The sequence below is a fragment of the Lysobacter gummosus genome (assembly GCF_001442805.1).
GTDB classification, from domain to species: domain Bacteria; phylum Pseudomonadota; class Gammaproteobacteria; order Xanthomonadales; family Xanthomonadaceae; genus Lysobacter; species Lysobacter gummosus.
Window position 1 is genome coordinate 5,883,706 of sequence record NZ_CP011131.1, and the last position, 25,697, is coordinate 5,909,402.

19 protein-coding genes, 1 tRNA gene and 2 pseudogenes are annotated in these 25,697 nt (G+C 65.5%); 7 read left to right on the plus strand and 15 right to left on the minus strand.

Going from position 1 to position 25,697, the window contains the following annotated elements; translation table 11 throughout:
- Positions 1-248: 248 nt before the first annotated feature.
- Positions 249-1,781, plus strand: a complete 1,533-nt coding sequence (locus LG3211_RS23875) for an FAD-dependent oxidoreductase (protein WP_057945033.1) — start codon at positions 249-251, stop codon at positions 1,779-1,781.
- Positions 1,782-2,046: 265 nt separating this feature from the next.
- Here the strand turns inward: LG3211_RS23875 and folE are convergent, their stop codons facing one another.
- From folE to bioB, 9 genes are all read right to left on the minus strand, one after another.
- Positions 2,047-2,640: a GTP cyclohydrolase I FolE gene (gene folE, locus LG3211_RS23880; protein ID WP_057945034.1), complete on the minus strand. Its 594-nt coding sequence runs from the start codon at positions 2,638-2,640 to the stop codon at positions 2,047-2,049.
- A gap of 214 nt (positions 2,641-2,854) precedes the next feature.
- Positions 2,855-3,196 (minus strand): hypothetical protein, encoded by a 342-nt coding sequence (locus tag LG3211_RS23885; protein ID WP_148649128.1) that lies wholly within the window; start codon positions 3,194-3,196, stop codon positions 2,855-2,857.
- Positions 3,197-3,466: 270 nt separating this feature from the next.
- Complete coding sequence (locus LG3211_RS23890) at positions 3,467-5,158, minus strand: GGDEF domain-containing protein (protein WP_057945036.1); 1,692 nt, start codon at positions 5,156-5,158, stop codon at positions 3,467-3,469.
- Positions 5,159-5,503: 345 nt separating this feature from the next.
- Positions 5,504-6,496, minus strand: a complete 993-nt coding sequence (locus LG3211_RS23895) for a multidrug resistance efflux transporter family protein (RefSeq protein ID WP_057945037.1) — start codon at positions 6,494-6,496, stop codon at positions 5,504-5,506.
- Entirely contained in the window at positions 6,493-7,404 is a 912-nt protein-coding gene (bioC, locus tag LG3211_RS23900) for a malonyl-ACP O-methyltransferase BioC (protein ID WP_057945038.1), read from the minus strand. The genes LG3211_RS23895 and bioC overlap by 4 nt, the downstream gene beginning before the upstream one ends.
- Before the next feature lie 98 nt (positions 7,405-7,502).
- Positions 7,503-8,300: a pimeloyl-ACP methyl ester esterase BioH gene (gene bioH / locus LG3211_RS23905; RefSeq protein WP_057945039.1), complete on the minus strand. Its 798-nt coding sequence runs from the start codon at positions 8,298-8,300 to the stop codon at positions 7,503-7,505.
- 317 nt (positions 8,301-8,617) lie between these two features.
- Positions 8,618-9,070 carry an ACT domain-containing protein gene (locus LG3211_RS23910; RefSeq protein ID WP_057945040.1) on the minus strand — a complete coding sequence of 151 codons (453 nt, stop codon included), beginning with the start codon at positions 9,068-9,070 and terminating at the stop codon, positions 8,618-8,620.
- Positions 9,067-10,299 (minus strand): 8-amino-7-oxononanoate synthase, encoded by a 1,233-nt coding sequence (gene bioF, locus LG3211_RS23915; RefSeq protein ID WP_057945041.1) that lies wholly within the window; start codon positions 10,297-10,299, stop codon positions 9,067-9,069. The genes LG3211_RS23910 and bioF overlap by 4 nt, the downstream gene beginning before the upstream one ends.
- 18 nt (positions 10,300-10,317) lie before the next feature.
- Positions 10,318-11,355 carry a biotin synthase BioB gene (gene bioB / locus LG3211_RS23920; protein ID WP_057945042.1) on the minus strand — a complete coding sequence of 346 codons (1,038 nt, stop codon included), beginning with the start codon at positions 11,353-11,355 and terminating at the stop codon, positions 10,318-10,320.
- Positions 11,356-11,832: 477 nt separating this feature from the next.
- On the opposite strand from bioB, the pseudogene LG3211_RS26915 reads away from it, so the two are divergent.
- Positions 11,833-11,970 (plus strand): annotated as a pseudogene (locus LG3211_RS26915) (double zinc ribbon domain-containing protein); the annotation flags it as partial.
- Positions 11,971-12,597: 627 nt separating this feature from the next.
- A pseudogene (locus tag LG3211_RS27180) lies at positions 12,598-12,939 on the plus strand (ComF family protein); the annotation flags it as partial.
- A gap of 66 nt (positions 12,940-13,005) precedes the next feature.
- On the opposite strand, the gene LG3211_RS23930 reads toward LG3211_RS27180, so the two are convergent.
- The 4 genes from LG3211_RS23930 to ubiA form a co-directional block, all read right to left on the minus strand.
- Positions 13,006-14,733: a M64 family metallopeptidase gene (locus LG3211_RS23930; RefSeq protein WP_083512805.1), complete on the minus strand. Its 1,728-nt coding sequence runs from the start codon at positions 14,731-14,733 to the stop codon at positions 13,006-13,008.
- Between the two features lie 1,127 nt (positions 14,734-15,860).
- Positions 15,861-17,303 (minus strand): short-chain fatty acid transporter, encoded by a 1,443-nt coding sequence (locus tag LG3211_RS23935; RefSeq protein ID WP_057945044.1) that lies wholly within the window; start codon positions 17,301-17,303, stop codon positions 15,861-15,863.
- Between the two features lie 127 nt (positions 17,304-17,430).
- Entirely contained in the window at positions 17,431-17,955 is a 525-nt protein-coding gene (locus LG3211_RS23940) for a Rid family hydrolase (RefSeq protein ID WP_187313095.1), read from the minus strand.
- 91 nt (positions 17,956-18,046) lie between these two features.
- Positions 18,047-18,937, minus strand: coding sequence for a 4-hydroxybenzoate octaprenyltransferase (ubiA, locus tag LG3211_RS23945; protein ID WP_237049803.1), 891 nt, complete (start codon positions 18,935-18,937; stop codon positions 18,047-18,049).
- A gap of 336 nt (positions 18,938-19,273) precedes the next feature.
- On the opposite strand from ubiA, the gene LG3211_RS23950 reads away from it, so the two are divergent.
- From LG3211_RS23950 to LG3211_RS26135, 3 genes are all read left to right on the plus strand, one after another.
- Positions 19,274-19,350 (plus strand) — tRNA-Arg (locus LG3211_RS23950).
- 434 nt (positions 19,351-19,784) lie between these two features.
- On the plus strand, positions 19,785-20,186 hold the full coding sequence (locus LG3211_RS23955) for a hypothetical protein (RefSeq protein ID WP_148649129.1): 402 nt from the start codon (positions 19,785-19,787) through the stop codon (positions 20,184-20,186).
- A 457-nt stretch (positions 20,187-20,643) separates the two neighbouring features.
- Positions 20,644-21,168, plus strand: coding sequence for a hypothetical protein (locus LG3211_RS26135; RefSeq protein WP_148649130.1), 525 nt, complete (start codon positions 20,644-20,646; stop codon positions 21,166-21,168).
- 184 nt (positions 21,169-21,352) lie between these two features.
- Here the strand turns inward: LG3211_RS26135 and LG3211_RS23960 are convergent, their stop codons facing one another.
- Positions 21,353-22,459 carry a restriction endonuclease gene (locus LG3211_RS23960; protein WP_148649131.1) on the minus strand — a complete coding sequence of 369 codons (1,107 nt, stop codon included), beginning with the start codon at positions 22,457-22,459 and terminating at the stop codon, positions 21,353-21,355.
- 449 nt (positions 22,460-22,908) lie between these two features.
- Here LG3211_RS23960 and LG3211_RS23970 point away from each other — a divergent pair.
- Positions 22,909-24,050 (plus strand): IS3 family transposase gene (locus tag LG3211_RS23970; RefSeq protein ID WP_148648703.1). Its coding sequence is split into 2 segments (ribosomal slippage): positions 22,909-23,146 and positions 23,146-24,050, totalling 1,143 coding nucleotides; the frame shifts between segments, so codons are not numbered across the junction.
- A gap of 356 nt (positions 24,051-24,406) precedes the next feature.
- Here LG3211_RS23970 and LG3211_RS25240 read toward each other — a convergent pair.
- Positions 24,407-25,666, minus strand: a complete 1,260-nt coding sequence (locus tag LG3211_RS25240) for a V-type ATP synthase subunit E family protein (protein ID WP_083512807.1) — start codon at positions 25,664-25,666, stop codon at positions 24,407-24,409.
- Positions 25,667-25,697 lie beyond the last annotated feature (31 nt).

Consider the following 25,697-nt stretch of genomic DNA (forward strand, 5'->3'; position numbering starts at 1 on the left):
GCAAGGGCAAAAGCGAATCCCCCCTGCCCCCCTTTTTCAAAGGGGGGAACGGCAAAGGCTGATGTGGTGACGGTGACGACGATGATTGGAATTACGCGAATTCAGCACCCAAGCGAGCATTCCCAGATCCCGACGGTAAAACCGACCGGGTTCCCCCCTTTGAAAAAGGGGGGCCAGGGGGGATTCGCTTTGGCCGTTGCTCTTAACGCCATCACCACACATCGACAACGCCAACCGGGCCCGCAGCAATGAGCAAGAAGCCAGTCTTCCAATTCCGCGACGCCCCGCGCGAGATGCCCTCGCGCATCCCCCTGCAACTGCGCCTCAACGGCGACTGGGGCGAACTCTACGGCCGCTTCGGCGACGTCGAAGCCAAGAAACAGGCCGGCCGCTGCCTGGACTGCGGCAACCCGTACTGCGGCTGGGCCTGCCCGCTGCACAACTACATCCCGCAATGGCTGGAACTGGCGCGCGAAGGCCGCCTGCACGAAGCCGCGGCGCTGTGCCACGAAACCAATCCGCTGCCCGAAGTCTGCGGCCGCGTATGCCCGCAGGACCGCCTGTGCGAAGGCAGCTGCACGCTCAACGACGGCTTCGGCGCGGTCACCATCGGCGCGGTCGAGAAATACATCGTCGATAACGCGCTCGCCGACGGCTGGCGCCCGGACCTGTCCACGGTCAAGGCCAGCGGCCACCGCGTCGCCGTGGTCGGCGCCGGGCCGGCGGGCCTGTCGTGCGCGGACCGGCTGGCGCGCGCCGGCATCCAGGCGGTGGTTTTCGACCGTTACGAAGCCATCGGCGGCTTGCTGCATTTCGGCATTCCGAGCTTCAAGCTCGAAAAATCGGTGATGGTTCAACGCCGCGAGGTGCTCGAAGGCATGGGCGTGCAGTTCCGCCTCGGCGTCGAGATCGGCCGCGACATCAGCCTGGATGCATTGATCGAAGAATTCGACGCGGTGTTCCTGGGCCTGGGTTCGTACCGTTACACCGACGGTGGCCTGCCCGGCCAGGACCTGCGCAACGTGCTGCCGGCGCTGCCGTTCCTGGTGCAGAACGGCCGCGTCGTGCACGGCGACGGCGAGACCCTGCGCTCGGCGCCGATCGCCGGCTGGGAAGATCAGCTGGAACTGCCGGACCTGCGCGGCAAGCGCGTGATCGTGCTCGGCGGCGGCGACACCGGCATGGACTGCGTGCGCAGCGCCGTGCGCATGGGCGCGGCGCAGGTGCGCTGCGTGTACCGCCGCGATGAGGCCAACATGCCCGGCTCGGCGCGCGAAGTCGCCAACGCGCGCGAGGAAGGCGTGGAGTTCCTGTTCAACCGCCAGCCGCTGGAACTGCTCGGCGACGGCACCTCCGTCGGCGCCGTGCGCGTGGCCGAAACCCGCCTGGGGCCGCCGGACGCGCGCGGCCGCCAGCGCGCGGAAATCGTCGAAGGCAGCGAATCGGTGCTGGACGCCGACGTGGTCATCATCGCCTTCGGCTTCCAGCCCGACCCGCCGGCGTGGCTGGCGCAGCAGGGCATCGAGCTGGCCGACAACGGCCGCATCAAGGTGCTGGCGACCTCCGGCAGCTGCGCGACCAAGCGCAAGACGGCGACGGGCTTGCCGTACCAGACCACGAATCCGAAGGTGTTCGCCGGCGGCGATGCGGTGCGCGGCGCGGACCTGGTGGTAACTGCGGCGTTCGAAGGGCGCGAGGCGGCGGCGGGCATCGTGTCGCTGCTCAGCGAGCGCGCGCCGGTGGCGGTGCGCAGCGATTCGAAGCTGGCGAAGTTCGGCTGAGGAACTGAGCGGAAGCGCTCTTGATGTTCCCTTCTCCCGCTTGCGGGAGAAGGTGCCCGACAGGGCGGATGAGGGCGCGCGAGCTATCAGTTGCGACGCAAGTTGCTACGTCGCGAGCCCTCACCCCAACCCCACCCCGGCTCAAACGCATAGCGTTTGAGCGTTCGTGGGCGCGCGAGCCAGTGGCTCGCAAGCAGCGCCCCCTCACCCCGCGCCCGAAGGAAGTCACCTTGAGTGGCAAGCGGGAGAGGGAGCAGAAGCAGGATCAGCGCCCCGGACCCACGTCGATGAACCGCAGGAACTCCGCGCGCGTGCGCGCGTCGTCGCGGAACATGCCGAGCATCTTCGAGGTGATCATGCTCACGCCGCGCTTGTGCACGCCGCGGGTGGTCATGCATTCGTGCGCGCCTTCGATCACCACGCCCACGCCGAGCGGCTGCAGCACGTCCTGGATCGATTGCGCGATCTGCGCGGTCATCTTTTCCTGCACCTGGAAGCGCCGCGCATAAGTCTCGACCACGCGCGCCAGCTTGCTGATGCCCACGACCTTGCCGTTGGGCAGATAGCCGACGTGGGCCTTGCCGATGATCGGCGCCATGTGGTGCTCGCAATGGCTTTCGAACTCGATGTCGCGCAACACGATCATCTCGTCGTAGCCGGCGACTTCCTCGAACGTGCGCGCCAGGTACTCGCGCGGATCGTCGTCGTAGCCGCTGAACCAGTCGCCGTAGGCCTCGACCACGCGCTTGGGCGTGTCCAGCAGACCTTCGCGGGCGGGATCTTCGCCGGCCCAGGCCAGCAGAGTGCGGACCGCGGCTTCGGCTTGATCGCGGCTGGGCTTGTCGGGGGTGTCGGCCATGAGTCGGCCTCGTTCGGTGGGAGGGGAATGCTACCAAGCCGGGATTCGGGATTGGGGATCCGGGATTGGCAAAAGCCAAACAGCGCAATTACCGGTTCCCGCTTTTGCGAATCCCGAATCCCCAATCCCGGCAAAAAAAAGGTCGCCCAAAGCGGGCGACCAGTTGACTCCCCGAGGGAGAGAGACCTAGGGAGCGGAGCCGGTGCGCGGGTTGTCAGCGCTCCGGCCGGTCGAGCGCGTGGGGCAGATTGCGCTCGATGTGGTGCCAACCGTCGCGCACCGCCTCGCGCGCTTCGGTCCAGTGCAGTCGCGATGCGGCCCGGCAATGGGTCCAGTCGCGCGCCAGTTCGTCCTCGACCTCCTCGAAGCGGCGTCCGCCGCAATGCAGAAAACTGTCGTAACCGTAGCGATAGGCCGGCTCGTAATCGGGCCATTCGCGACCGGCGCTGTAATACGCGGCGAAACGGAACTCACGGTGGAAATGTTCGCGGTACTCGTCGGGGTCGATCGCCTGCGCGACGGCGCTGCCGACTTGCGTTTCCTCGTGTCTGCTCATGGCTTGCATCGACTTGCCTTAAAACGCCAAACGCGTCCGTGAGCCCACGCTAGGCCCTGGCGGATGCAATGCAGGTGAAGACGCGGCGCGGCGGCGGCGATGTTCAGCTAAAACTCGAATCCCGCTCAGCCGCGTTAGCGCGGCGTGAGGATTCCGCTCCGGCCCGAGGTGCGCCAAGGCGGATGCGTGGCATCGAATCGATGCCCTCCGGCCTCGGCCGAATGTTCAGACCGATGCTCGGACGACGGCCGATACCGATGCCGCGGACGCTTACTCGGCCTGCAGCACCACCGCGATATCGCGGCTGCCGCTCTGCGCCACGCTGACCGCGTTGCGGCCGGCGGCGGTGGCGTTGCGCAGGGCGAAGCGCGCGCGCTCGAACAGCGCCGGCACCTGCTCGCCGCGTTGCGACATGGCCAGGCCGATGCTGACGCTGATGGTGATTTCGTGGCCGTCGATGCGGAACGGACGCTGGGCGAAGGTCTCGCCGATGCGCCGCGCCAGCAGCTCGCATTCGCCGCGTTCGCATTCGCTGACGATGCCGAAGCAATCGCCCTCCATGCGCGCGATGGTGTCGTCCGGGCTCAGCACCCCGCGCATGCGCGACAGGGCCTGTTGCAGCAGCGCGTCGCCGACCGCGCGGCCGTAGCGGGCGTTGACCTCGCCGAAGCCGTCCAGGTCCACCAGCAGCAGGCCGTAGGTGTTGACGTTGAGGCTGCCCGGCGAGGACCAGGCTTCCAGCATCTGCTCCAGCACCTGGGCGTTGAGCGCGCCGGTGAGCGGATCGCGTTCGACCGACTGCCGCGCCAGCAGCACGATGCGATGGCGGTTGGCGGCGTGCTGGCTCAGGGCCAGCGCCAGCACCGCCGATTCCAGCACCGCGGTCAGGGCCAGGCCGCGTTCGGCCCATTCGGCGTCCTGCAGGCCCAGGATATTCGCCGCCAGCGCGGCGGCCAGCACCAGCATCGGCGTCCAGCCCAGCAGGTAATAGCCGGCGTAGGGCGCGCCCTTGCGCCAGGCCACCACCGCGATCACCAGCATCAGCGGCACGCCCAGCAGCAACAGCACATTGCCGCCGATGTACCACCAGCCGTAGACGTGTTCGCGCAGCAGCACCAGAACCAGCAGCCAGAACATGTTCGCCCACTGGATGCTGCGCAGCACCCAGGCGGTACGCGGCATCAATCGCGGCAGGTCGAGAAAGCGCAGGCTGAAGCCGAGCTGGAAGATCGTCGCCAGGGTCGCCAGCGCCCAGGCCACCGCCGGCTCGCTGGCCATGCCGGCCAGCCCCCACATTTCCGAGGCGTCGCCCGATCGCAGCAGCAGGTAGGTGGCCATGCAGCCCAGATAGGCGCCGTAGCCCAGGTAGACGAAGTCGCGGAACGCCACCCACACGCCGACCATCGCCACCGCCATCAGCATCATCGCGGTGAAGGCGGCGGCCATGAAGCGCGCGTCGCCGCGCTCCTGTCGGGCCAGTTCGGGAATGCTCGCGAACGACAGGCGGATTTCGCTCATCGCCGCGCGGCCCTTGATGCGCACATAGGCCACGGTCGAAGTCGGCCAGCCGTTGGGCAGCGACAGCACCCAGCCGCGCCGCATCAGCGGCACGCCACCGCGTTCGGCGTCCTGAATTTCACGCAAGTGGGCGGCGCCCGGCGGGTAGTACAGCAGCGGCCCCATCGCGCGCGAGCCGCGCACCACCAGCATCAGGCCGTCGCCGGGCTTGATCGAGCGTTGGCTGGTCAGGCGCAGCCAATAGCCCTCCGAGCGGCGCGGCAGGCTGAAGCGGATGACGTCGTCGGGACGCTCGGCGGTCAGGCTGCGCATCACCGGCGCGCCCACCGGCGGCGTCTGCAGGTCGGTGTCGGTCATCAACACCTCGACCTTCAGCGACTGCGCCGCGGCCGGCGCGCACAGGCAGGCCAACGCGACCATCAGCGCCCACAGGGCCTTGCGCATACCCAGGTCCGCCCCCGCGAGAATGAGCGTTGAAGTCTAGCCGGAGTAGGCGCGGGCGGGATGATGGATCGAGGCGCAATCGGCGTCCCGGCAGACCCAACACCCTCACCCACCGGCTTCCCCCCTTTGAAAAAGGGGGGTTAGGGGGGATTTGCTCTTGCTCGCCCCCAACGAAGACGCGCCAAGTTCAGGCAGGGGCGAGGAGCGCTTTCAGAGCAAAAGCAAATCCCCCCTGGCCCCCCTTTTTCAAAGGGGGAACCGTCGTTTCGATTCAGGGGGGGAGCCGTCGTTTCGATTCAGGCGGGAGCCGTCGTTTCGATTGAGGGTGGGAAGCGTGGTTTTGATTCAACCGCCGCGATCGCTGCGCAATTCCTTCACCCTGCGATCGTTGCCCGCCGCCGCGCGCGCGGCGACGACGCTGAATGCGACGATCCCGAGCATCACCACACAGGCGCCGGCCAGCGCGCGGCCCTGCGGCCAGGCTTCGCCGAGCCACAGCGCGCCGATCACGGTGGCGAACAGGATTTCCGCCGCCTGCATGGCCTCGGCCGCAGCCAGCGCGGTCGGATCGTTGCGGACCATGCCGGTGGCCTGGAAGAACAGCACCGTCGCGATCACCCCGGCGCCCAGCGCCACGCCCGCGGCCAGGGCCACCTGGCCGGTCGGCGGCGGGCCCGCTTCGATCCCGGCGTACAACGCCACCGCCCACCACAGCGGCTGGCTGGCCAGGGTCATGCCGAACACGCGCTGGGTGGCGTTGAGCTCGGTCCCGGTCTTTTCCAGATGCAGCAGCAGGCCGCGATTGCCCAGCGGATAAGCCACCGCGCCGATCGCCACGCAGACCAGGGCGATCCAGCCGGCGCGATCCAGCCGCCCGCCGCCGTGGCCGAGTTGCAGCAACAGCACGCCGGCCACGATCACCGCGCCGGTCGCCAGCGCCGGCAGCGGAATCCGCGCGCGCGCGTCGCGGTACAGAAACGGCGCGCACAGCATTCCGGCGATCACGGTCAGCTGAAAGGTGCCGGCCACCAGCCACGACGGCCCGCTGGAGGCGGCGTAGCTCAGGCAGAGGTAGAACAGCACGAAGCCGATCCCGCTCCACAGCAGCCACGGCCCGGGATGGGCGCGGATCGCCCGCCACACCGGCCGCACGCCGCCCAGCAGCGGCATCGCCACCAGCAGCATCGGCAGAGTGAACAGATAGCGCAGCGCCGCGGTCCAGGCCCAATGCCCGCCAGCGTTGGCGGCGGCGCGGTTGAGCACGTAGGTGCAGGTGAAGAACAGCGCCGAAGCCAGTGCGATCGACACCGCCCACAAGGCCTGGCGGCTGGCGCTCATGGACGCTGCCGGACGCGGATGCTCGACGCCGGCACCTGCACCTCGTCGATGCCGCCGACCCGGATCGGCGTGCCCGGCTCCGGGCCCCAGGCGTGGGCGTAGATGACTTCCCAGGTCGCCGGCAGCTGGCCGCGCGCATCGCGCAGCGGCTCGTAGGCCTGCGCGGCGCGGGCGAAGCGCGCGCGCCCGGTCAGGCTGCGCCGGCGCGTGACCATCGCATTGGTCGCGCCGAGCGTGCGCAGTTCGCGCATCAGATGGCCCAGGTCGGGATGACCGAGGGTGAACTCGTCGCGATCGAGCACCGGATTCTTGAACCCGGACGCGATCAGGGCATCGCCGAACTGGGCGATCGACGGAAACAGGCTCACGTGCGGCGCCGCGTCGGCTTCGGCGAAGGCGCCGCGCAGTTCGAACAAGGTGTCCGGGCCGAAGGTCGATATCAGCAACAGTCCGCCGGGCTTGAGCACGCGGCGGAAACCGGCGAACACCGCCGGCAGGTCTTCCACCCATTGCAGGCACAGGTTCGAGAACAGCACATCGACGCTGGAGTCGCGCAGCGGCAGCGCGCGCGCGTCGGCGCAGACCACGTCCGGCCGGCGCGCGCCACCGAGCAGGCGCGGGCGCCAGCCGCCTTCGCCGAAATGCGTGCGCGCCTCGCGCAGCATCGGCACGGCCAGATCCAGCGCGATCACCTGCGCGCGCGGCCAGCGCTTCTGCATCGCCGCGCTCAGATGGCCGGGGCCGCAGCCGACATCGAGCACGACTTCGGGCGCGCGATCGTCGAGGTAATCCAGGGTCTCCGACAAACGCGCGCCGACTTCGCGCTGCAGCGCGGCGGCACTGTCGTAGCCGTGCGCGGCGCGCGAGAACGAGCGGCGAACCTGGCGGTGGTCGAACAGATCGGTCATGGACTTCGGGCTTGCCTGTTGCTGTGTAGGGGATTCATGCGCGGCGGGTGCGCGCGCGGAGCGGATTCGAATGCGTCGGCGTCATCGCCGCAGTGGTATCACGCCGCGCCCGACTGGGCTTGCGCCGCCTCGACGAAGGCCTCGATGGTCTGCGCGACTTCGTCGGTCGCGCCGAGAAACGGCGCGTGGCCGGCCTGGGCGATCACCACGCTGCGGCCGCGCGGCGCCAGCGCGGCGGCGGCCGGCATCGCCCCGGAGGGCACCAGTCGGTCGCGGCGTCCGGAAATCCACAGGCTGGGCACTTGCAGATTGGGCAGTTCCTCGCGCACGTCGAATTCGTCCAGCAAGGTCAGGCCTTCGTGCAGCGCGCGTTCGGCCGGTTCGCCGCGTTCGAAGGCTTGTTGCTTGAGATGGCGCAGTTCGTCCTGCGCGCTGGGCGAGCCCAGCGCTTCCAGGGCCAGGAAGCCTTCCAGCGTGCCGCGGAAATCGCGCTGCAAGGCCTCGCCGAAATTGCGGAACAGATCCGGCGACACGCCGTGCGGCCAGTCGGTCCCGACCACGAAGCGCGGCGAGGACGCGATCAGGACCAGGCCGCGCACGCTGCGCGGATGATCCAGTCCGGCGCGCAGCGCGACCTGACCGCCGAGCGACCAGCCCAGCCAGTAGGCATCGGGGATGCGCTCGACCAGATCCGCCGCGAGCGCCTTGGGATCGAGCGCGGTGGCGTCCTCGCGCGCGTAGCCGTGGCCGGGCAGATCGATCAGGTGCACGGTGTAATGCGCGGCCAGGCGTTCGACCAGCGACGCGAACAGGCCGCCGTGCATGGCCCAGCCGTGGATCAGGGCGATGGCCGGGCGTCCGCTGTCGGGGGAGGCGCCGGTGGTTTGGATGTACATGGGGGAAGGAGGTCCGTACTGCGGTGCGTTGGTGCTGAGCTGGGTGTTGCGTGTCTGCGAAGCGGCGATGGCTGTGTCGGTTCTATCGGCTTCGCGCTTATGTTCTTGCCGTGGTTTTTTGCCGTCATTCCCGCGAATGCGGGAGTCCAGCGACTTTCGTGCGAGTACCGTCAAAGTCACTGGATTCCCGCGTTCGCGGGAATGACGGTAGGAGGGTGGCCCGGCGGAAGAAGTTCATCGGCTCCGGCACGAGTCGTAGCTCAGGCCTGAAACGTAACTCAGGCCCGAATCGCAACGTCGTCCCGAATCGTGCCTCCTCATACCCCCGCCTCACCGCGCAAGGAATGCAACGCCGCCAACGCTTCGTCGCAGCGATCCGCCGGCACCAGCAAATGATCGTGATAGAACCCGGCCAATACGTTGCACGGAATGCCGTGCCGGGTCAGCGCGCGCGAGAACGCCGCGGTCAGACCCACCGCTTCCAGCGCCGAATGCACACGCAAGGTCAGCCACGCGGCGACGAAGTCGTACTTCACGCCATGCGCGTCGGCATCGGCGCGGCGCAGCACGCAGGTCAGGCCTTCGTTCTCGGTCACCGTCGCCAAGGCGAGCTCGCGCAAGGGCGAGCGCGCATCGGACGTGCTCGCGTAAACGTACTCGCCTTCGCGCACATCGACCTGCAGGCCGGCCAGCATCTGCGCCAGATCGGTTTGCGCGATCGATCCAGCCGCCGCGCCCGCGTCCGACGTCGAAGACGGCCCGGCGCTCATCGCGCCGCGGTGGCCGGCGCGGCCGCGCCGCTGTCGCTGCGTTCGATCGCCACGCGTTCGGCCGCGCGCGCCAGCGCTTCGATCAGGCCATCGACCTGTTCGCGCGTGTGCAGGGCCGAGAAAGTCACGCGCAAACGCGCGCGGCCTTCGGGCACGGTCGGCGGACGGATCGCGGCGACCCAGTACCCTTGTTGCTCCAGGGCCTGCGCCATCGCCAGCGCGCGGCGATCGTCGCCGCACATCACCGGCTGGATCGGCGTGCCCGAATGCAGCAGTTCCAGACCGAGCTTGCCCGCGCGTTCGCGGAAATGCGCGGTCAACTCGGCGAGTTTTTCGCGCCGCCAATGATCGCTGCGGGCGAGCTTGATCGCCGCGCGCGTCGCCGCAGCCTGCGCCGGCGGCAACGCGGTGGTGTACAGATGGCTGCGCGCGGTTTCGGCCAGATGGCCGATCAGGTCGGCATCGCCGTGCAAGGCCGCGCCATAGCTGCCCAGCGCCTTGCCGAAGGTCGCCAGCTGCAACGGCACTTCCTGCACCGACAGACGCGCCGCGGCGACCGTGCCGCGCCCGTCCGGGCCGATGACGCCGACGCCGTGCGCGTCGTCCACGTACAGCACCGCTTTCTGCGCGCGCGCCACCAGGGCCAGGTCGCGCAGCGGCGCGATGTCGCCGTCCATGCTGAAAACGCCGTCGGTGGCGAGCATCGCCATGCCGTCGGGCACGTTGCGCAGTTGCCGGATCGCGCCTTCCGGATCGGCGTGCGGATAGCGGCGCAGGCGGCAGCCGGCCAGGCGTGCGGCGTCGATCAGGCTGGCGTGATTGAGACGGTCCTGCACGCAGACATCTTCTTCTTCCAGCAGGCCCTGCACCGCGGCGATATTGGCCAGGAAGCCGCTGCCGAACAGCAGCGCGCGCGGCGAACCCAGCCAGTCGGCGAGTTCGCGCTCGAGCGCTTCATGCTGGGCGTGGTGGCCGCAGACCAGATGCGAGGCCAATCCCCCGGTCCCTTCGCGCGACGCCGCATCCTGGAAGGCGTTGGTCACAGCGAAATGCTGCGACAGCCCCAGGTAGTCGTTGCCGCAGAAGTTGACCAGCGAGCGGCCTTCGACCTCGCAGCGCGCGCCGTCGCGATGGGTGACCACGCGGTGGGTGCGGCTGCGCGCGTTCGCCACGCGCTGGGCCTGGGCTGTTTGAATCCGTTCGCGCCAAAGGGTTCGCTGGCTGCTCATCGCGGAAGCTCCGCCGCTTCAGGCGGCGCAGGTGTGGGCGGACTGTTCGGAATGTTCCTCAATACTCGCATGGACGGTGCCGGCGGTCTCGACGATTTGCATCGGCTTGAGGCCCAGGCGGTCGAACAGGGCGAGGTCGCGCTCGGTATCCGGATTGCCGGTGGTCAGCAGTTTTTCGCCGTAGAAGATCGAATTGGCGCCGGCCAGGAAGCACAGCGCCTGCAGTTCGTCGCTCATCGCCTCGCGTCCGGCCGACAGGCGGACCATCGACTTGGGCATCAGCAGGCGCGCAACTGCGATGGTGCGCACGAATTCGAAGGGATCCAGCTCGGCCGTGCCGGCCAGCGGCGTGCCTTCGACCTGGACCAGCCGGTTGATCGGCACCGAATCCGGATGCGCCGGCAGGTTGGCCAGGGTCTGCAGCAGGCCGGCGCGCTGGCCGCGCGACTCGCCCATGCCGACGATGCCGCCGCAGCAGGTCTTCATGCCGACATCGCGCACGTGCTCCAGCGTGTCCAGGCGGTCCTGGAACTCGCGGGTGTGGATGATCTCGTTATAGAACTCCGGCGCGGTGTCCAGATTGTGGTTGTAGTAGTCCAGGCCGGCCGCCTTCAGCGACTTGGCCTGATCGCCCGACAACATGCCCAGGGTGGCGCAGGTTTCCAGGCCCAGGGCCTTCACCTCGCGGATCATCGCCGCGACCTTCGGGATATCGCGGTCCTTCGGCGAGCGCCAGGCCGCGCCCATGCAGAAGCGCGAAGCGCCGGCGGCCTTGGCCTGCCTGGCTTTCTCCAGCACCGCCTCGGTGCTCATCAGCTTGGTCGCGTCCACGCCGGTGTGATAGCGCGCGGCCTGCGGGCAGTAGCTGCAGTCTTCCGGGCAGCCGCCGGTCTTGACCGACAGCAAGGTGCTGACCTGGACTTCGGTCGGATCGAAATTCTCCCGGTGCGCGCTCGCGGCGCGGTGCAGCAACTCGGGGAACGGCAGATCGAACAGCGCGCGGACCTCGGCGCGGGACCAATCGTGGCGGAGCGGAGTGGAACTCGGAGAGGACATAGGCACCGGGGCTGGCTCCAGCGGGACTGCACTGACGGCGGGCAAAAGGGGACCGGCCGCCAGACGGCCGGAGCCGGCAGTCTGGGAAGCGCGCGGCCGGCTGTCAACCGATCCTGCCGTGATCGAGTTGACAGCTTTGGGCGGGGCGTATGGGTGGAATTTGTCGCGAGGCCGGGCGCAGGGCCCGCCACCGCGCCCTGTGCGCGCCCCTGCGAAGTCTTTATGTGGGAGGGCCTGCAGGCCCGATGCTTTCCGCTCCGGAGCAACAGCCCGACCAAAGCGCAGAAACAGATTGCCGAGCGAATGACCGCTCACCGCGTCCCGCTGAGGTCTTTTGTGGGAGGGCCTTCAGGCCCGATGCTTTTCGCTCCGGAGCGACGAGCCCGCCCGCAGAACAATGTAGTCGCGGACTTCCCCGACGCCCGCCCCCACCTTCCCCCGACAGCCCTGGCGCCCACGGCAAGCCAAGCTGCACCGATGACCTTCGCCGCCTCCGCGATAGACGCGCCGCGCGCCGGCGGACTCTTGCGCCGCCTGGGCTGGTCGCTGTGGCCGCCGCGCTGCCTGATCTGCGGCGAGGCCGGCGCCGACGGTCGCGACCTGTGTCCGATCTGCGCGGCCGCATGGCCGTGGATGGGCACGGCCTGTCTGGCCTGCGCCTTGCCGTTGGCGGCTCCGGCGGCGCTCGCTGGGCGGATGAGCCATATCGTGGGCACGGTCGATGGCGCTGATCATCGGGAAACCAGTGCGCGCATCGGCGATGACAATGCGCTCACTCACGGCCCGCCGCACGCTTGGCCCGAAGCAGCAGCCAACGCCCACGCCGGTGCCGGTGCCGGTGCCGGTGCCGCAAGCATCGCCCCAATCTGCGGCCACTGCCTGCACCGCCCGCGTTTGCTGAGCGAAGTCCACGCCGCCTGCATCTATCGCGCACCGCTGGATCGATTGCTGCCGCGCTTCAAGTTCCATCGCGATCTGGCCGCGGGCCGTCTGCTCGCGACGATGATGGCGCGAGCCATCGCGGCGAAATTCGAGTCTGGCGGTCTACATCGCTTCGATGATCGCAACGATGCGGCGCGCACATCGGCCACGACAACGCTCTGCGTCCCGGCCAGCGGCGCCGACCCGCTCGAATTCCACGCAGCAAAAAGCGATTCGCATGCGGGCGATGCTAGAGGCCATTCATCGTGGACGTACTCGCCAATCAATGCACCGATCGCTACGTCATCCACGACACCGATCCTCATCCCGATCCCCCTGCACCGCGCGCGCCTGCGCGAACGCGGCTACGACCAGGCGCTCGAACTCGCACGCCCCCTCGCCCGCGAGCTGCGCCTGCCCTTGCTGGACGACGCCCTGCTGCGCCTGCGCAACACACCCGCGCAATCGCGCCTGGACGCCGCGCATCGCCGGCGCAACCTGCGCGATGCCTTCGCCTGGCGCAGCGCCGCAGCAATTCCCGCGCATGTGGTGCTGATCGACGACGTCATGACCACCGGCGCCACCTTGCACGCCGCCGCGCGAACGCTGCGGCGCGCGGGCGTGCAGCGCGTCGATGCCTGGGTCTGCGCCCGCGTGTTGTGAGCGCGTTGCGTCCTATGCCAACGCGACGCGGGCGCAGCCCGAGCTGCGCCCTGCCCCGCCCCAACGCTACGGCGACCCCGCCAACGCCTGCGCCGGCTGCACCCGCGCCGCATTGACCCGGATCGACCAACTGCGCGAATGCTGCAACAGACCACCGGCCATCGCCGCGCTCACGAACGCGGTCTTGTCGGTGACGCGCAATTCCAGCGTGCGCGTCGCCGGCGTCGCCGTGTCCTGGCGGAAATCGTAGGTCGCCGAGGTCGCACCCGGAATCGCGGTGCCGTCGAGGTACCACTGCACCGCGACCGTGCCGATGCTCGGCCGCAACAACGCCGCCGAAAAGCGTTTGGTGGTACCGCGCGCATACGCCACCGCCGCGGCCGGCGACGGCGATTCGGTGCCCGGCTCGATCAGATCGATGCCGGCCGCGGGCGAACCGAAGCCGCCGCGGTAGAGCTTGAGCACGTACTCCTGCCGACACACCGGGCAGAACGGATGCTCCAGCGCACGCATCATGCAGGCGTCGACTGGCCGGTACATGCCGCTGGTGAGGTAACGCGCGCCCTGGAACAACCCGGTCCCGGCGGTGCCGGCCGGCGTCGGGATCGGCAGGCCGGGGGTAAACCAACTACGCCACTTCACCAGGCTGGCGTTGGTTTGATTGGTGACGTTGGCCTCGCACGGTACGTTGCCTCCGGCATCGCTACAGGCCGGGAAACCTGGGTACGCCGAGTCGTACTCGTCGGCGAGGCCGGTCACGCTGTGGCCGAATTCGTGGATCGCGATCGATGGGGCAATGGTATGCGCGGAAATAGTCGAGACCGCCCCGCCGGTGCCGCCATACACCGGATCGTTGACCATCACCATGACCTTGTCCCAATTGGGATATCCGGCCGCCGCAGCCATCACCTTGGATGAGCGAGTAGTCAACGCGCGATGAAGTTGGTTGGTGCAAAAGGTCGCATCGAACGCGGTATTGACGAAGGCTCCCGCACGCGGATCGTTGCGCGCTTCGACATCGGCGCAGCAACTTGTGCCAGTGCAGCCCGCCTGGTAGGGCGGATGATCGGCGCCGGACTGGCTCGAGGCGACGAAGCCGGTCTGCCAGTTCACAAAATTCTGGTAATCCTTGTACGGGCTGATGTTGAACAGACCCGCCTTCATCACCTCGGCGTGATTGGCGAAGGCGGCCTGTTCGGCGCTGGTGTAGCCGTCGCCGAGCACCAGGATGTCGAGCCGATTGCCCGAATTGGCAGCCTTGGCCCCATCGGCCTGGTCATCGATTGCGAGCGGCATCGCCTTGCGTGCGCTCGCTGCGAGCGGCAACTGCGCGGAACGGATCGCCAGCTCACGAAAATCGAAGCGCTGCGCCACCTTGGCCGCGCCGTCCCCGGCGAGTTCGATCGCGTCTGCGACCGCCAGCGGAACCCTCACCACGAATGCGCGGTGCGGGTCGCGCATCGGCCGATGCAACTCGACTCGGCCATGACCACGTTCGGGATCCAGGGCGAACTCGGCGCGCAGGAATTGCGGCACTGGGGCTTCATAGACTTGCGCGCTCCTCACGCCGGCGCGCGAGACTCGATACTCGACCCGCTCGAGGCCACCTTCGGAGCGCGGCAGATGGCGCAGATCGCGCTGCGGATCGTCCAACTGCACCTGGGTGTAGAACATCGGCCGGGCTTGGCCCTGTGCATCCATCTCGAAGACGGCGTAGTGCGCTGGCACGGCAGCTTGAGCCCAGCCCGTCGCCAACGACAAGATGGCCGAACACAGCAACATGGACGGTTTCATAGCGATTTCCCCCTGTAGGCCGCAAACGAATGCGTATCTGCGCAGGCGACTGGGTGAAGCCGCAGCGGCGCGGATGCCGGCGTCGTGCCGCAATGCGCGGTCGGCGACGCCAGCACGCTACTGCACGCGCGCACGGCCGAGCGCCGCGACGATCACAGTATTAGGGCGTACATCGGCTGTGGTTTTGTGATGCGCTACGGCGAAACGCATGCTCGCTAGCATCTGGGCTGATAGAGAGTGACTCTATTGCGCCAATCGAAACCTGCCGGCTTGAAGCAGCGCAGATAGCCGCCGATGTCGCCGCAAGAGTTCAGCCCCCCGCTTTTGCAGCGGGACGCATGCGCGCTGTATTTTCCGCTCGGGCGAAGCCCTTCAGGCCCGACGCCTTCCGTCGGCCGCAGCGCGGCTTCGACCCGCGCGGAGCCGAAAACGTCGGGACTCAAGAGCCTCGCCTGCTCCGTGCGTCGCGCCTCCTGCGCGACGCGCGGCCCCAATACCATCCATGGCCATCCGTGGTCGTCCATGCCCTTCCGCAAGCCTTGCCTTCCCTTGCCCCACCCGATGGCGGAATCCTTTCCGCCACGCGCGCCATCCCGGGCGCATCCCCGATTCCGATCGCCCACCATCCATGGCGGTGGTTTCCCTACGCCTCGCCTCCTGGCGAGCCTGATCGAATCGAGCGGGGGTTTGCTGATTACTGTCCGGCGTCCCTGCCGTGTCGGAACCGACCTTCATCGCGAGCGCTCGGCCGACGAGGACGCATGTCGCCCGCGATGTTCCCTGGTCCGATTCCGAAGTCCTTTGAAGTCTCCCGAAGTCCTTTCCCGATAGCCGACGAAGTCCGTTTCAAGCCCCGCTTAGCGCAGGAAATCCGTTTCCTTTCGCGTGGAGCCATTGTCGCGCAGACAGGTCGCACAGGCTGAGAAGTGCGGGCGTATCGACGGAAAAAACCGCGGTTTATTCCAGTGTGGAGGTGGAGCGCGACCTCCTTGTTGCGCTCCCGCCGCGGCAGCCCGACGCGACGTCTCCACCCACACAGCATCGCCCGCCGCCCCGATCCGGGGCAGTCGGGCATCGTCGCGAACGAGGGTAGGATTTTTCCGGTTGCGCGGACGGCGGCTTCGCGCTTACGGCATGACCGGCGGGTGATAGCTCAGGGTCAGCCCGAGCAACCACAGCAGTCCCAGCACCAGCGGAATGTGCACCAGCAACTGGATGAAGGTGAATCCGACGATGTCGCGCGCCTTCAGTCCCAGCACGCCCAGCAGCGGCAGCATCCAGAACGGATTGATCAGGTTCGGCAGCGCCTCGGCGGCGTTGTAGACCTGCACCGCCCAGCCCAGATGCACTTTCAGATCGTTGGCGGCCTGCATCACATAGGGCGCTTCGATGATCCATTTGCCGCCGCCGGAGGGCACGAAGAAGCCCAGCACCGCCGAGTACACGCCCATGACCAAGGTGAAGGTGTCGGTATCGGCCACGCGCACGAACACGCTGGACAGATGATGCGCCAGGGTCTGGCCGTCGCTGCCCTTGGCCGCGGTCAGCAGGCTGGCGATGCCGCCGTACAGCGGGAACTGGATCAGCACGCCGGTGGTGCTCGGCACCGCGCGCGCGACCGCGTTGAGGAAACTGCGCGGGCGCCAGTGCAGCAGCAGGCCGGCGGTCAGGAACGCGAAGTTGTATGTGTTGAGGTTGGCGATGGCGCTGACCAAAGGCTTGGCGGAGAACTCCACCACCAGCCAGCCCAGGCTCATCGCCGCCAGCAGCAGCGTGATCAGCGGGCTGTACTCCAGCCATTCGCCCGGACGCTTGCGCGGCGGCAGCGTGGCGGCGTTCTTTTCTTCGATCGCGAAATGCTCGGCACCGTCGAAATCGCGCGCGCGCCGCACCGATGCGCCGCGCGGCGCGGTGACGAAGCAGACCAGCAGCGACACCGCGATCAACGCCGCGGTCAGCACCACCGACTGCCACAACAAAATGGTTTCGCTGAAAGGGATCACGCCGGTGATGGCCAGCAAGGCCGGCGGCATGCTCGCCGGATTGGCCTGCAACTGCGCGGCCGATGAGCTCAAGCCCATCGCCCACACCGCGCCCAGGCCGAGATACGCCGCCGCGCCGGCCGCGCGGTAATCCATGTCCAGATCCTCGCGACGCGCCAGCGCGCGCACCAGCAGGCCGCCGAACACCAGCGAGAAACCCCAGCTCAGCAGTGAGGTCAGCATGCTGATCAGGCCGACGTAGCAGATCGCGCCGCGACCGCTGCGCGGGACGCGGGCGAGCGCGTCTATCACCCGCGCCACCGCCGGCGCGGTCGCGACGACATAGCCGCCGATGACCACGAAGGCCATCTGCATGGTGAAGGGAATCAGGCTCCAGTAACCGTCGCCGAACGCCGACGCGGTGGCCGTGGGCGTGGCGCCGAAACCCAGCGCGGCGACCGCGACGATGACCACGCCGAGCGCCGCGAACACATACGCGTCGGGAAACCAGCGTTCGGCCCAGGCCGCGCTGCGCAGGGCGAAGCGCGCGAGCGGGCCGTCGGCGGGAGCGGAGGCGGCTGAGTTCATGGCGGGATTCCTGCGACGGGGCTTGGCGATTGTCCAAGCCTGGGCCGGACGGGCCACTTGCACTTTAGTCGCACAGCCGCCGCCGCGGCGAGGGCGCGCGCCGCCGCCACGGCGCGCCCGCGTTGCCTTACGGCGTCTTGGCCGGCGCGATCCGCGCCTTGGCCCGCTTGCCCGAGCCGATGATCGCCTCGGCCCGCAGCTCGAAGCTGGCGTCCTTCGAATACAGGCCGCTGGTCGCGACCGCGGTCCAGGCCGGATAGTGGTCCTGGAAGAACTCGCGATGCACCTTCAGCACCGGCGCGATGCGGCGGCGGAATTCCTCGTGATCGCGGGCAACGTGAAAGCTGTGCATCTCCACCACATCGTCCATGCTGGCGCCGGCGCTGCGCAGGTGCGCCTGCAGTTGCTGGAACAGCCAGCGCGCCTTGGCCTCGTCGTCGGCGCCTTCCAGCGCGGGAATGCCCGAGACGATCACGCGATCGCCGATCTTCACCACCGGCGAGTAGTGCAGGTCGTGATACGAACTCTCCCAGCCTTCCGGCGCGAGATGCTCGCGAGCGGGCGCCGAAGCCGGCGGCGCGGCGACGGCCGGCAGTGCCGCCGCGACGCAGAGCGCGGCCGGGAGAATCAGGGAACGCAGCCAGACGCGCATGAGCCACTCCGCAGCCGATAAGGCGGCCATTGCACGCCAGCGGCGCGGCGCTGTCATTGCCCGCGATCGCGGTTTCGGCGGATTTCGCGCCTCAGGCCGCCGCGGAGGTCGCGCGCAGGGCGTAGTCCAGCGCCAGGCCGGCGAAGATCGTCAGCCCCACCCAGTGGTTGTGCAGGAACGCGCGGAAGCAGGCCTCGCGTTCGCGATGGCGGGCGATGACGAACTCGTACACCACCAGCGCGGCCGCGACCGCCAGGCCGCCGAAGTACCACATCCCCAGCTCCGCACGCTGGCCGACCAGGCCCAGCGCGAGGAACATGAGCGCATACAACACGCCGATCGCGACCAGGTCCAGATCGCCGAACAAGATCGCGGTGGATTTGGAGCCCATCTTCAGATCGTCCTCGCGGTCGACGATGGCGTACCAGGTGTCGTAAGCGGTGGACCACAGGATATTGGCCGCATACAGCAGCCACGCCAGCGCCGGCACCTCGCCGCGCACCGCCGCGAACGCCATCGGAATGCCCCAGCCGAAGGCCATGCCCAGATAGACCTGCGGCAGATAGGTGTAGCGCTTGAGATAGGGATAACTGGCCGCCAGCACCACGCCGACGAAACTCATCAGGATGGTCAACCGGTTCAAGCTCAGGACCAGCCCGAACGCCACCAGCATCAACACCGCGAACACCGCCAGCGCCTCGCGTCCGCGCACCTCGCCGGTCGCCAGCGGCCGGTGTTTGGTGCGCTCGACATGCGGATCGAGCCAGCGATCGGCGTAGTCGTTGATCACGCAGCCCGCCGCCCGGGTCAGCCAGACCCCGGCGCTGAACACGAACCACGTCCACAGCGGCGGCACGCCCTCAGCCGCGATCCATAGCCCCCACCAGGTCGGCCAGAGCAGCAACAGCCACCCGATCGGCCGATCGCCGCGGGTCAACTTCCAATAAAGCGACAGCCGCCGGCGCCAGTCCGGCGCGGGCATGGGGGAATGAGCGTGTTCCATAGGCGCATAGATTAGCGCGAGGTCTTCGCGGCATCTGCGTTGGGGTGGGTCGGGTGCTTGGCCGGTGTGGGCGTGTTCGGATGCGGCCCGGCGATGGCGGCGGCTGGCTGTTGCGGGGTTAGCGGACCTGAGTGCAAGCGGCCGGCCGCTTAAGCTACGTGTTTCAGGGCCGAACGCCTTCCGCTGTCGGGCTGGTACCGTCATCGCCGGCCCGCCGCCCCGGGACCGTGCGGCCGCCCCCAACGCGACGTCACCCAAACCGCTGGATTCCGTTAGAATGCACGGCCGCACGACACCCTCGTGCGCACCGACAACGCGCCTGTAGCTCAGCCGGATAGAGTAGTGGCTTCCGAAGCCATTGGTCGGGGGTTCGAATCCCTCCAGGCGCGCCAAACTCCCAGCCTCAACTTTTTCTACGCCTCGTCGCAACGACGAAAAAGGCCTTATTTCCGAGGCTTTTGGCGTTTTCCATTGGTCGGCGAGTTATCCACAGAGGGGCTGTTTGGTTATTTTTTCGCCTCTCTCCGGGCCTTTTTCTCCAAGCCATTGGTCGGCCGACCATTGCTCGCCCTTGAAAATCAGGCACTTACAGAGGCCGGTTTTTTCGATTCTTTGAGGCCGAGGCACCATCAAACCACTTGATCCGACCAACCATTGAAGGGGCGTCGGCAATTGGTTCCACATTCGACTTGGGGGGCATGACTTAGCCGAACCTCTCAACGATTCTTCTTGTGATCAATCCGGCAGCCCGGACGTACACTGGAAGCCACGCCTCAGCCCGGCCTGCGGCCCCGGCCGTCACCCTAAACAATGGAAAAGGATGTCCATGAACTCGGTTGCCCGCGTGTGCTCCCTGGTCATCGCCTCTGCCCTGGCTCGCGACGCCATCGCGGCGGACGGACGCGAGCTGTACCCCAGCTTCTTGGTCCACCCTCACGCAGGAGCTGGGCCAGAGTTCAAATTCTCCGAAGCCTATGCCACCTCGGCATCGCCGGTGGTGATCACCGTTGTTGGACGGAAAATGAAGAAGTCCGACAGCAAGCACCGGACTAGCTTGCAAAGGCATTGGCTGTCGGTCCACCTGCCAGAGCGGATGGAGATCGTCATGCGCGAACAGGTTCTCTGCGATTTCAAGACGGGTAACGACGCGTCGCGTTGCGACCGCTACGTCTTCGAAGGCGGTGGAAAGACACTGGACTACTACTTCTATCTGAATAACTGGCGCTGACGATCGCAGATCTTCGCTTTGGCGATCAATTTCGTGAACGAAGCCGCTTGGTGGCTCAGATCTGATGAGGGGTAGCGGGCTCATGAAATATCGTTGCATCACCTTGGCATTTATGACGTTCATTATTACGGCGTGTGGTTCGTCCTCAGTTGGGCATTCAGATACTCCGCAGACCGCGACCGGAGAAACGCCTATTCGCTACGTCATCTGCGGCCCCGGTGGCGATATGTGTTTTGTCGCTGCCAGGTTCAACGACTTTGATGGCTGTGAGAGCCACAAGAAATGGTCAGAGATGCTCTGTGATAGCAAGAGCACTCCTGGCCAGATGGCTTGCCGGGAAGATAGTCAAAGAATTGGCACTGCCTACTGCACCAAATAGACACAACAACAGACTCAACCGAAGCCGCTTCGCGGCTGGGCATATTTCAGGCGTTAGCCGCTTCTTGGAGAGCCCTTAGTGGCCGATATCGAATGGGGATCAATCGCCGACTGGGTATCTGGAATCGGCTCGCTCACCGCGGCAACAGTGGCGCTGTACGTCGCGCATTCGTCCCAGCGTGTGCGCCTACGCGCACACTGTGGCCATCGATTGATCATTGGAATCGACCACCCGCGAGAAGACGTTTTTACCGTCACCGCTACCAACGTCTCTCAGCGCCCGACGGTCGTCACGAATATCGGCTTCACTTTTGGAGTGTGGCGCTGGAAGCAGCACGGAATCTTCAACTTCATACAGGATGACATCGGACATGGCATCCCCAAGCCCCTCGTAGACGGTGAGTCCGGAACCTGGAGTGCGCGCCTCGGACCTGACAATCACTGGGTCAAAGATCTAGTTGAAAAACTCCAAGTCAACTGGTGGTCAGTTCTTACTTGGAGGATTCACATCCACACGTCGAATGGCGGGACAACTACAGTGCGCCCCGAGAGGAACATTCGTGACATGCTTTTGGCTGAGATCGCTGCACGGAAAATTAGCTAGCAATCGGTTCAAGCCGAAGCCGCTTCGAGGCTCGACTAAGGCGCCGAATTTCACAGCGGAATTTGACGCGCCCACGGCTCCCAAGTTCAAACCAGTCTCTTCACGCCAGGGAACACAGAGCTACATCCAGGTATTTAGAGCAACTTAGGTCAGCCAGCACGCCATAGATCGTGAAGTCGCTTACTTACACCCGCACGATCCCCGTGCCCGGCGTTCGCAATTTCTGAAGCCACTTAGAGATGCCTTCCCGATCGATCTCCTGGATAGGATATCCTCGCGTCGAAATGACTGTCCGAGCGCCAGGACTGAGCTCTGACGTTGTAACAATCAGGCCGTAGTCCGCTCCTTCGTGCGTGACGTCGGCGTAGAGCCCTTTTACGACCACCTTTTCCACCTTCGCCTTCTGGCGCTTGCACTGTGCGATCAGGTGCGGATTACTGATTTCCGCGTCGCCTGCTTTCCATACGCGTACGTCAACTCCATCGTCATTGCTGCCCGGTCCTAGCTCTACGCGGAAGCCCTCGCGATGGAAAAACTCAGCGGTCAGTTCTTCAAATTTTCGCCAATGCATCTCTGGCAACCGGTCTTCTTGGCGCTGGAGATAGTCAATAAAGCGCTGATCAATGAATCTGCCCAGCTCAGGCGGCTCGTTGCTTCCTTTGAAAAGGTCAGCCAAGGGGACGCGAGAGTTCCATTCCACATAGCGAAGGCCAGTGTGCGGACTTAGCCGCTGGCCTCGATCAATTGCATCAAGCTTTTCCATCGCAATATCTAGGCCAACTGCGCCGAACGCTTTCTCGCTCGCATCCAGGAAGGGGCGCGGATCAATCTTCCTGCTTCCCGCCTCTTTAGCGCGAGCCATCATCATCGGCATGATCTTTACAAAGAGGTCGAGCACGCCCAGGTATTCGGTCAAGTGCGTTCCCTGATACTTATGGTAAAGCCAAGCACCAGTGATGTCGCCATTGAACTGTTCCGCCGTGTGGCCAATCCGGTGAAGTAGGCGATAAAAGAGCTCGTCGTATTCCTCTGAGCATAAGCGAACGTGATTAACCTCTGAAGCCCGGATCAACTCCTTGTCGCGGAGGCTATCCAGATGCGTATAGAGGTCCTCTAGCGATAGAGCCAAACCGGATTTGTAGCCCGCGGTCTCCGAGAGGGTCTCCGCCAACACCTGCGGCGCAAATGTCATCCCACCCATTCCCCGGCTCCTTGACATGATCAGATCTTCATAGAGTTCGATGATGCCACGCACCACGCGAGCATAGACAGAACAATGCGCCTGGAGCACCAGAGAAAAGTTCCGACCGATGGACTGCTCCGCGGTTCGAGCGCAGCGCAGGGCCTCCCAGAGATCCTACCGGGTGCCAGCTCTCAGCCCTTCAGTGATGTTTCGCGGGGCCAAAAGGGCGGGCGATAAACTTCGGGCTAGGTGACTCGACGAATTGAATTCTGGACCTGCAGTGGAATCGCGCACGTCAAGCGAGATGCTATGGCTGCTTCCGAATACTCAGACTGAAAAAGCAATGACACGATCGAGTTCGATGTGCCATTCCTCAGCTTAACCGCAGGAGCGCCCCACGATGCCCACTCCCGCAGTCGAGCAGTTTGGCGGCCCCTCTGCGAACGCTATTCCCACCCAAGCTCACGCGCGATACGTCGTCGGTACTGCGTATCTGAATCGCCCAGGGTTTCGTAGACATCTCGCAGCCATAAACTATGGCTTAAGTGGAGGTGGTTATGAGCGCGAAGCGATACACCGATGAGTTCAAGATCGAAGCGGTCCGTCAGATCGTGGAGTACGGGCGGCCGGTGGCCGAAGTAGCCGAGCGCCTGGGCGTGTCGGTGCACAGCCTGTACGGCTGGCGGCGTCAGCAAGGCAAAAGCGATGTGGTTCGTCGTGTGGAAAAAGATCAGAACGCGGACGTGCGACGCCTGAAGGCAGAACTTCGGCGCGTGACTGAAGAACGAGACATCCTAAAAAAAGCCGCCGCGTACTTTGCCAAGGGGTAAAGGTGAAGTACGCCTTCATGAAGCAGCACGCCGACGAGTTCGGCCTGGCCGCAATGTGCCGTGTCTTGGGCATAAACCGCAGCGGTTACTACGCTTGGCTTCACGCGCCGGCCAGTGCGCGTGCACGCGACGACCAACGTCTGTTGGGATTGATCAAGCACAGTTGGTTGGAAAGCGGCTCGATCTACGGCCATCGCAAGATCACCACGGACCTGCGCGAGTTGGGTGAAACGTGCAGCAAACACCGCGTTGCGCGTTTGATGAAGCAAGAAGGGCTGCGCGCCATGGTGGGCTACGGCCGGCGGCCGCGGCCGTTGAGCGGGCCGATCGGCGCCGTCGCCAACAACGTGCTGGCGCGTGAGTTCACAGCGCAAGAACCCAATCGGGCCTGGGTGACCGACATCACCTACATTCGCACCCACGAAGGCTTCTTGTACTTGGCCGTCGTGCTCGATCTGTTCTCCCGCAGGATCGTGGGCTGGGCCACGCGTCCAACGCAGCACTCCGATCTGGTGCTGCAGGCGCTGCTAGCGGCGGTGTGGCGACGCAAGCCCGCGCCTGGTTTGCTCTTGCACTCGGATCAAGGCAGTCAGTTCACGAGCGAAGACTGGCAGAGCTTTTTGAAGGCCCACGGCATCGTGTGCAGCATGAGCCGACGCGGTAACTGTCACGACAACGCCGCGATGGAAAGCTTCTTCCAGTTGCTCAAGCGCGAACGGGTTAAGCAACGGATCTACCATACCCATGACAAAGCACGAGGCGATGTGTTCGATTACATCGAGCTGTTCTACAACCCCAAACGACGGCACAGTTCCAACAATGGCCTGTCCCCGATAGAGTTTGAAAGGCGGTACGCACTAAACGGCTGACGACTGTCTACAAAAACCTGGGCGATTCACGCCTCGAAAAACAACAAGCCAGCCAAGAGTACAGTGATGACTCGGCGGACGAAGCCTAGACGATGATGGGCATCAACAAATCGAGGCATGGAGGAAGCCGACATTTCCAGTATGCCGACTAGGAATGCCAGCCCCATCAACCTCGCCATTGGGGCTCATCACACTACGGGCATCATCAAGCACTAGCATCGAAACGTTGGTATTTCGCCACCACCGGCGAATCAGCAATGCATCGGATCTCAATGGCTCTGTGCCGCATCCCTGGGATGCGGTTTGATGCCGTTCTGTTGCCCGACCTTTTAAATGCAATTGTTAGCGGCGTAGAGTCAGTCCTTGAACTTGCCTACACGGCGACCGCAGGTCACGTAGCGAGCGCGCGAGCGCCATGCGACATCGAGACTAGGCTCACGGATGCGCTCGAACAGTTTAGCGAGGGTTTCGTCGTCGTCCGCATCACAGGCGAAGCTGGCGTAATTCTGTAAATTCCACTGATCCGGATAACGCGCGATCACGTCGTCAAAACCCTCGCGCATGCGCGCCCAGTTGGCCTCCGTCTCCAGAAACAGCTTGTCGCGAAACTGAGTCTGCGAGGCGTACCAATAGATGCGAGCGTACATCCCGTGCCCTTCGCTTTGCTGGGTCCGAGCAACCGCCTCGCTGGCGAAATGCTCGATCTGCTCGGCGCTACCGTTCCATTTTGGAAGCAGGTACTCCAACATAGAGAAGTACATTTCGTAGTACGTCGGAAACTTGTTCAATCCTTCGTCGAAGGTCGAAAACGGACTCTTCTGCTGACTCTTGAGCAGATTTATCGTCAGCGCGTAGTACTCCGGCCGCGTCGAAGCGATGGCCTTCTCGGCATCGAGATATTCTTTGGTCTGACGCAACCATTCGAAGAACGGCTGCCAATTTCGTTTGTCCACGTTGGCGGAATAATCTCCGCCGCGGAACGCCCAAGCACGTCGAAACATGAGGTGTGCGCGCAGCAATCGCGCCAAAGCTGAACCCGGTCGGTCGTGCAGCCATTTCTGCAAGACTGCGTCGCTGCGCTGGTACTGTTCCGCGCTCCCTGCTTCGCCAGCCACCCCCTTGAGGCCTGCATACACGACACTGCTTTTCCACAGGCCACTGGGGGTACGCGCCGACCGTTGCGCAACGTCGTCGTAAAGCGCGTCGAGTTTGGCAAAATCGCCAGCAGCGAACAGCGCTTGCGCCTGCCCGGCAAGCGCTTCACGCATATCCAGTTCGGGACCATCTACCAGCGCCCGCTTCAGCTCTTCACGACGCTGCGCTTCGCGCTGTGGCGCGTTGCGTTGGTATTCAGCTACTCGCTGACGCACGTCTTCTGGGGTGGGATTGCGTAGTCGCTCCACCTGCCTGCGCATTTCTTCCACTCGGCTCTCAACGCGGGCTTGGCGTTCGACCATTGCGGCTTTTTGTGACGCGCTCCTCTGCTCTGCCGTTAAACGAGCCGCTTCTGAAGATGCGGATGGTTCAGCCCGGGTTTGCGCCTGTAGCGGGCCAACCAGTGCCAGCATCAGCGACACCACGAACCAGCTGCCAACCGCTTGGTGATTTCTGTCCATAACGAGCTTCCCTTCCCAGTTTAGTTTGATC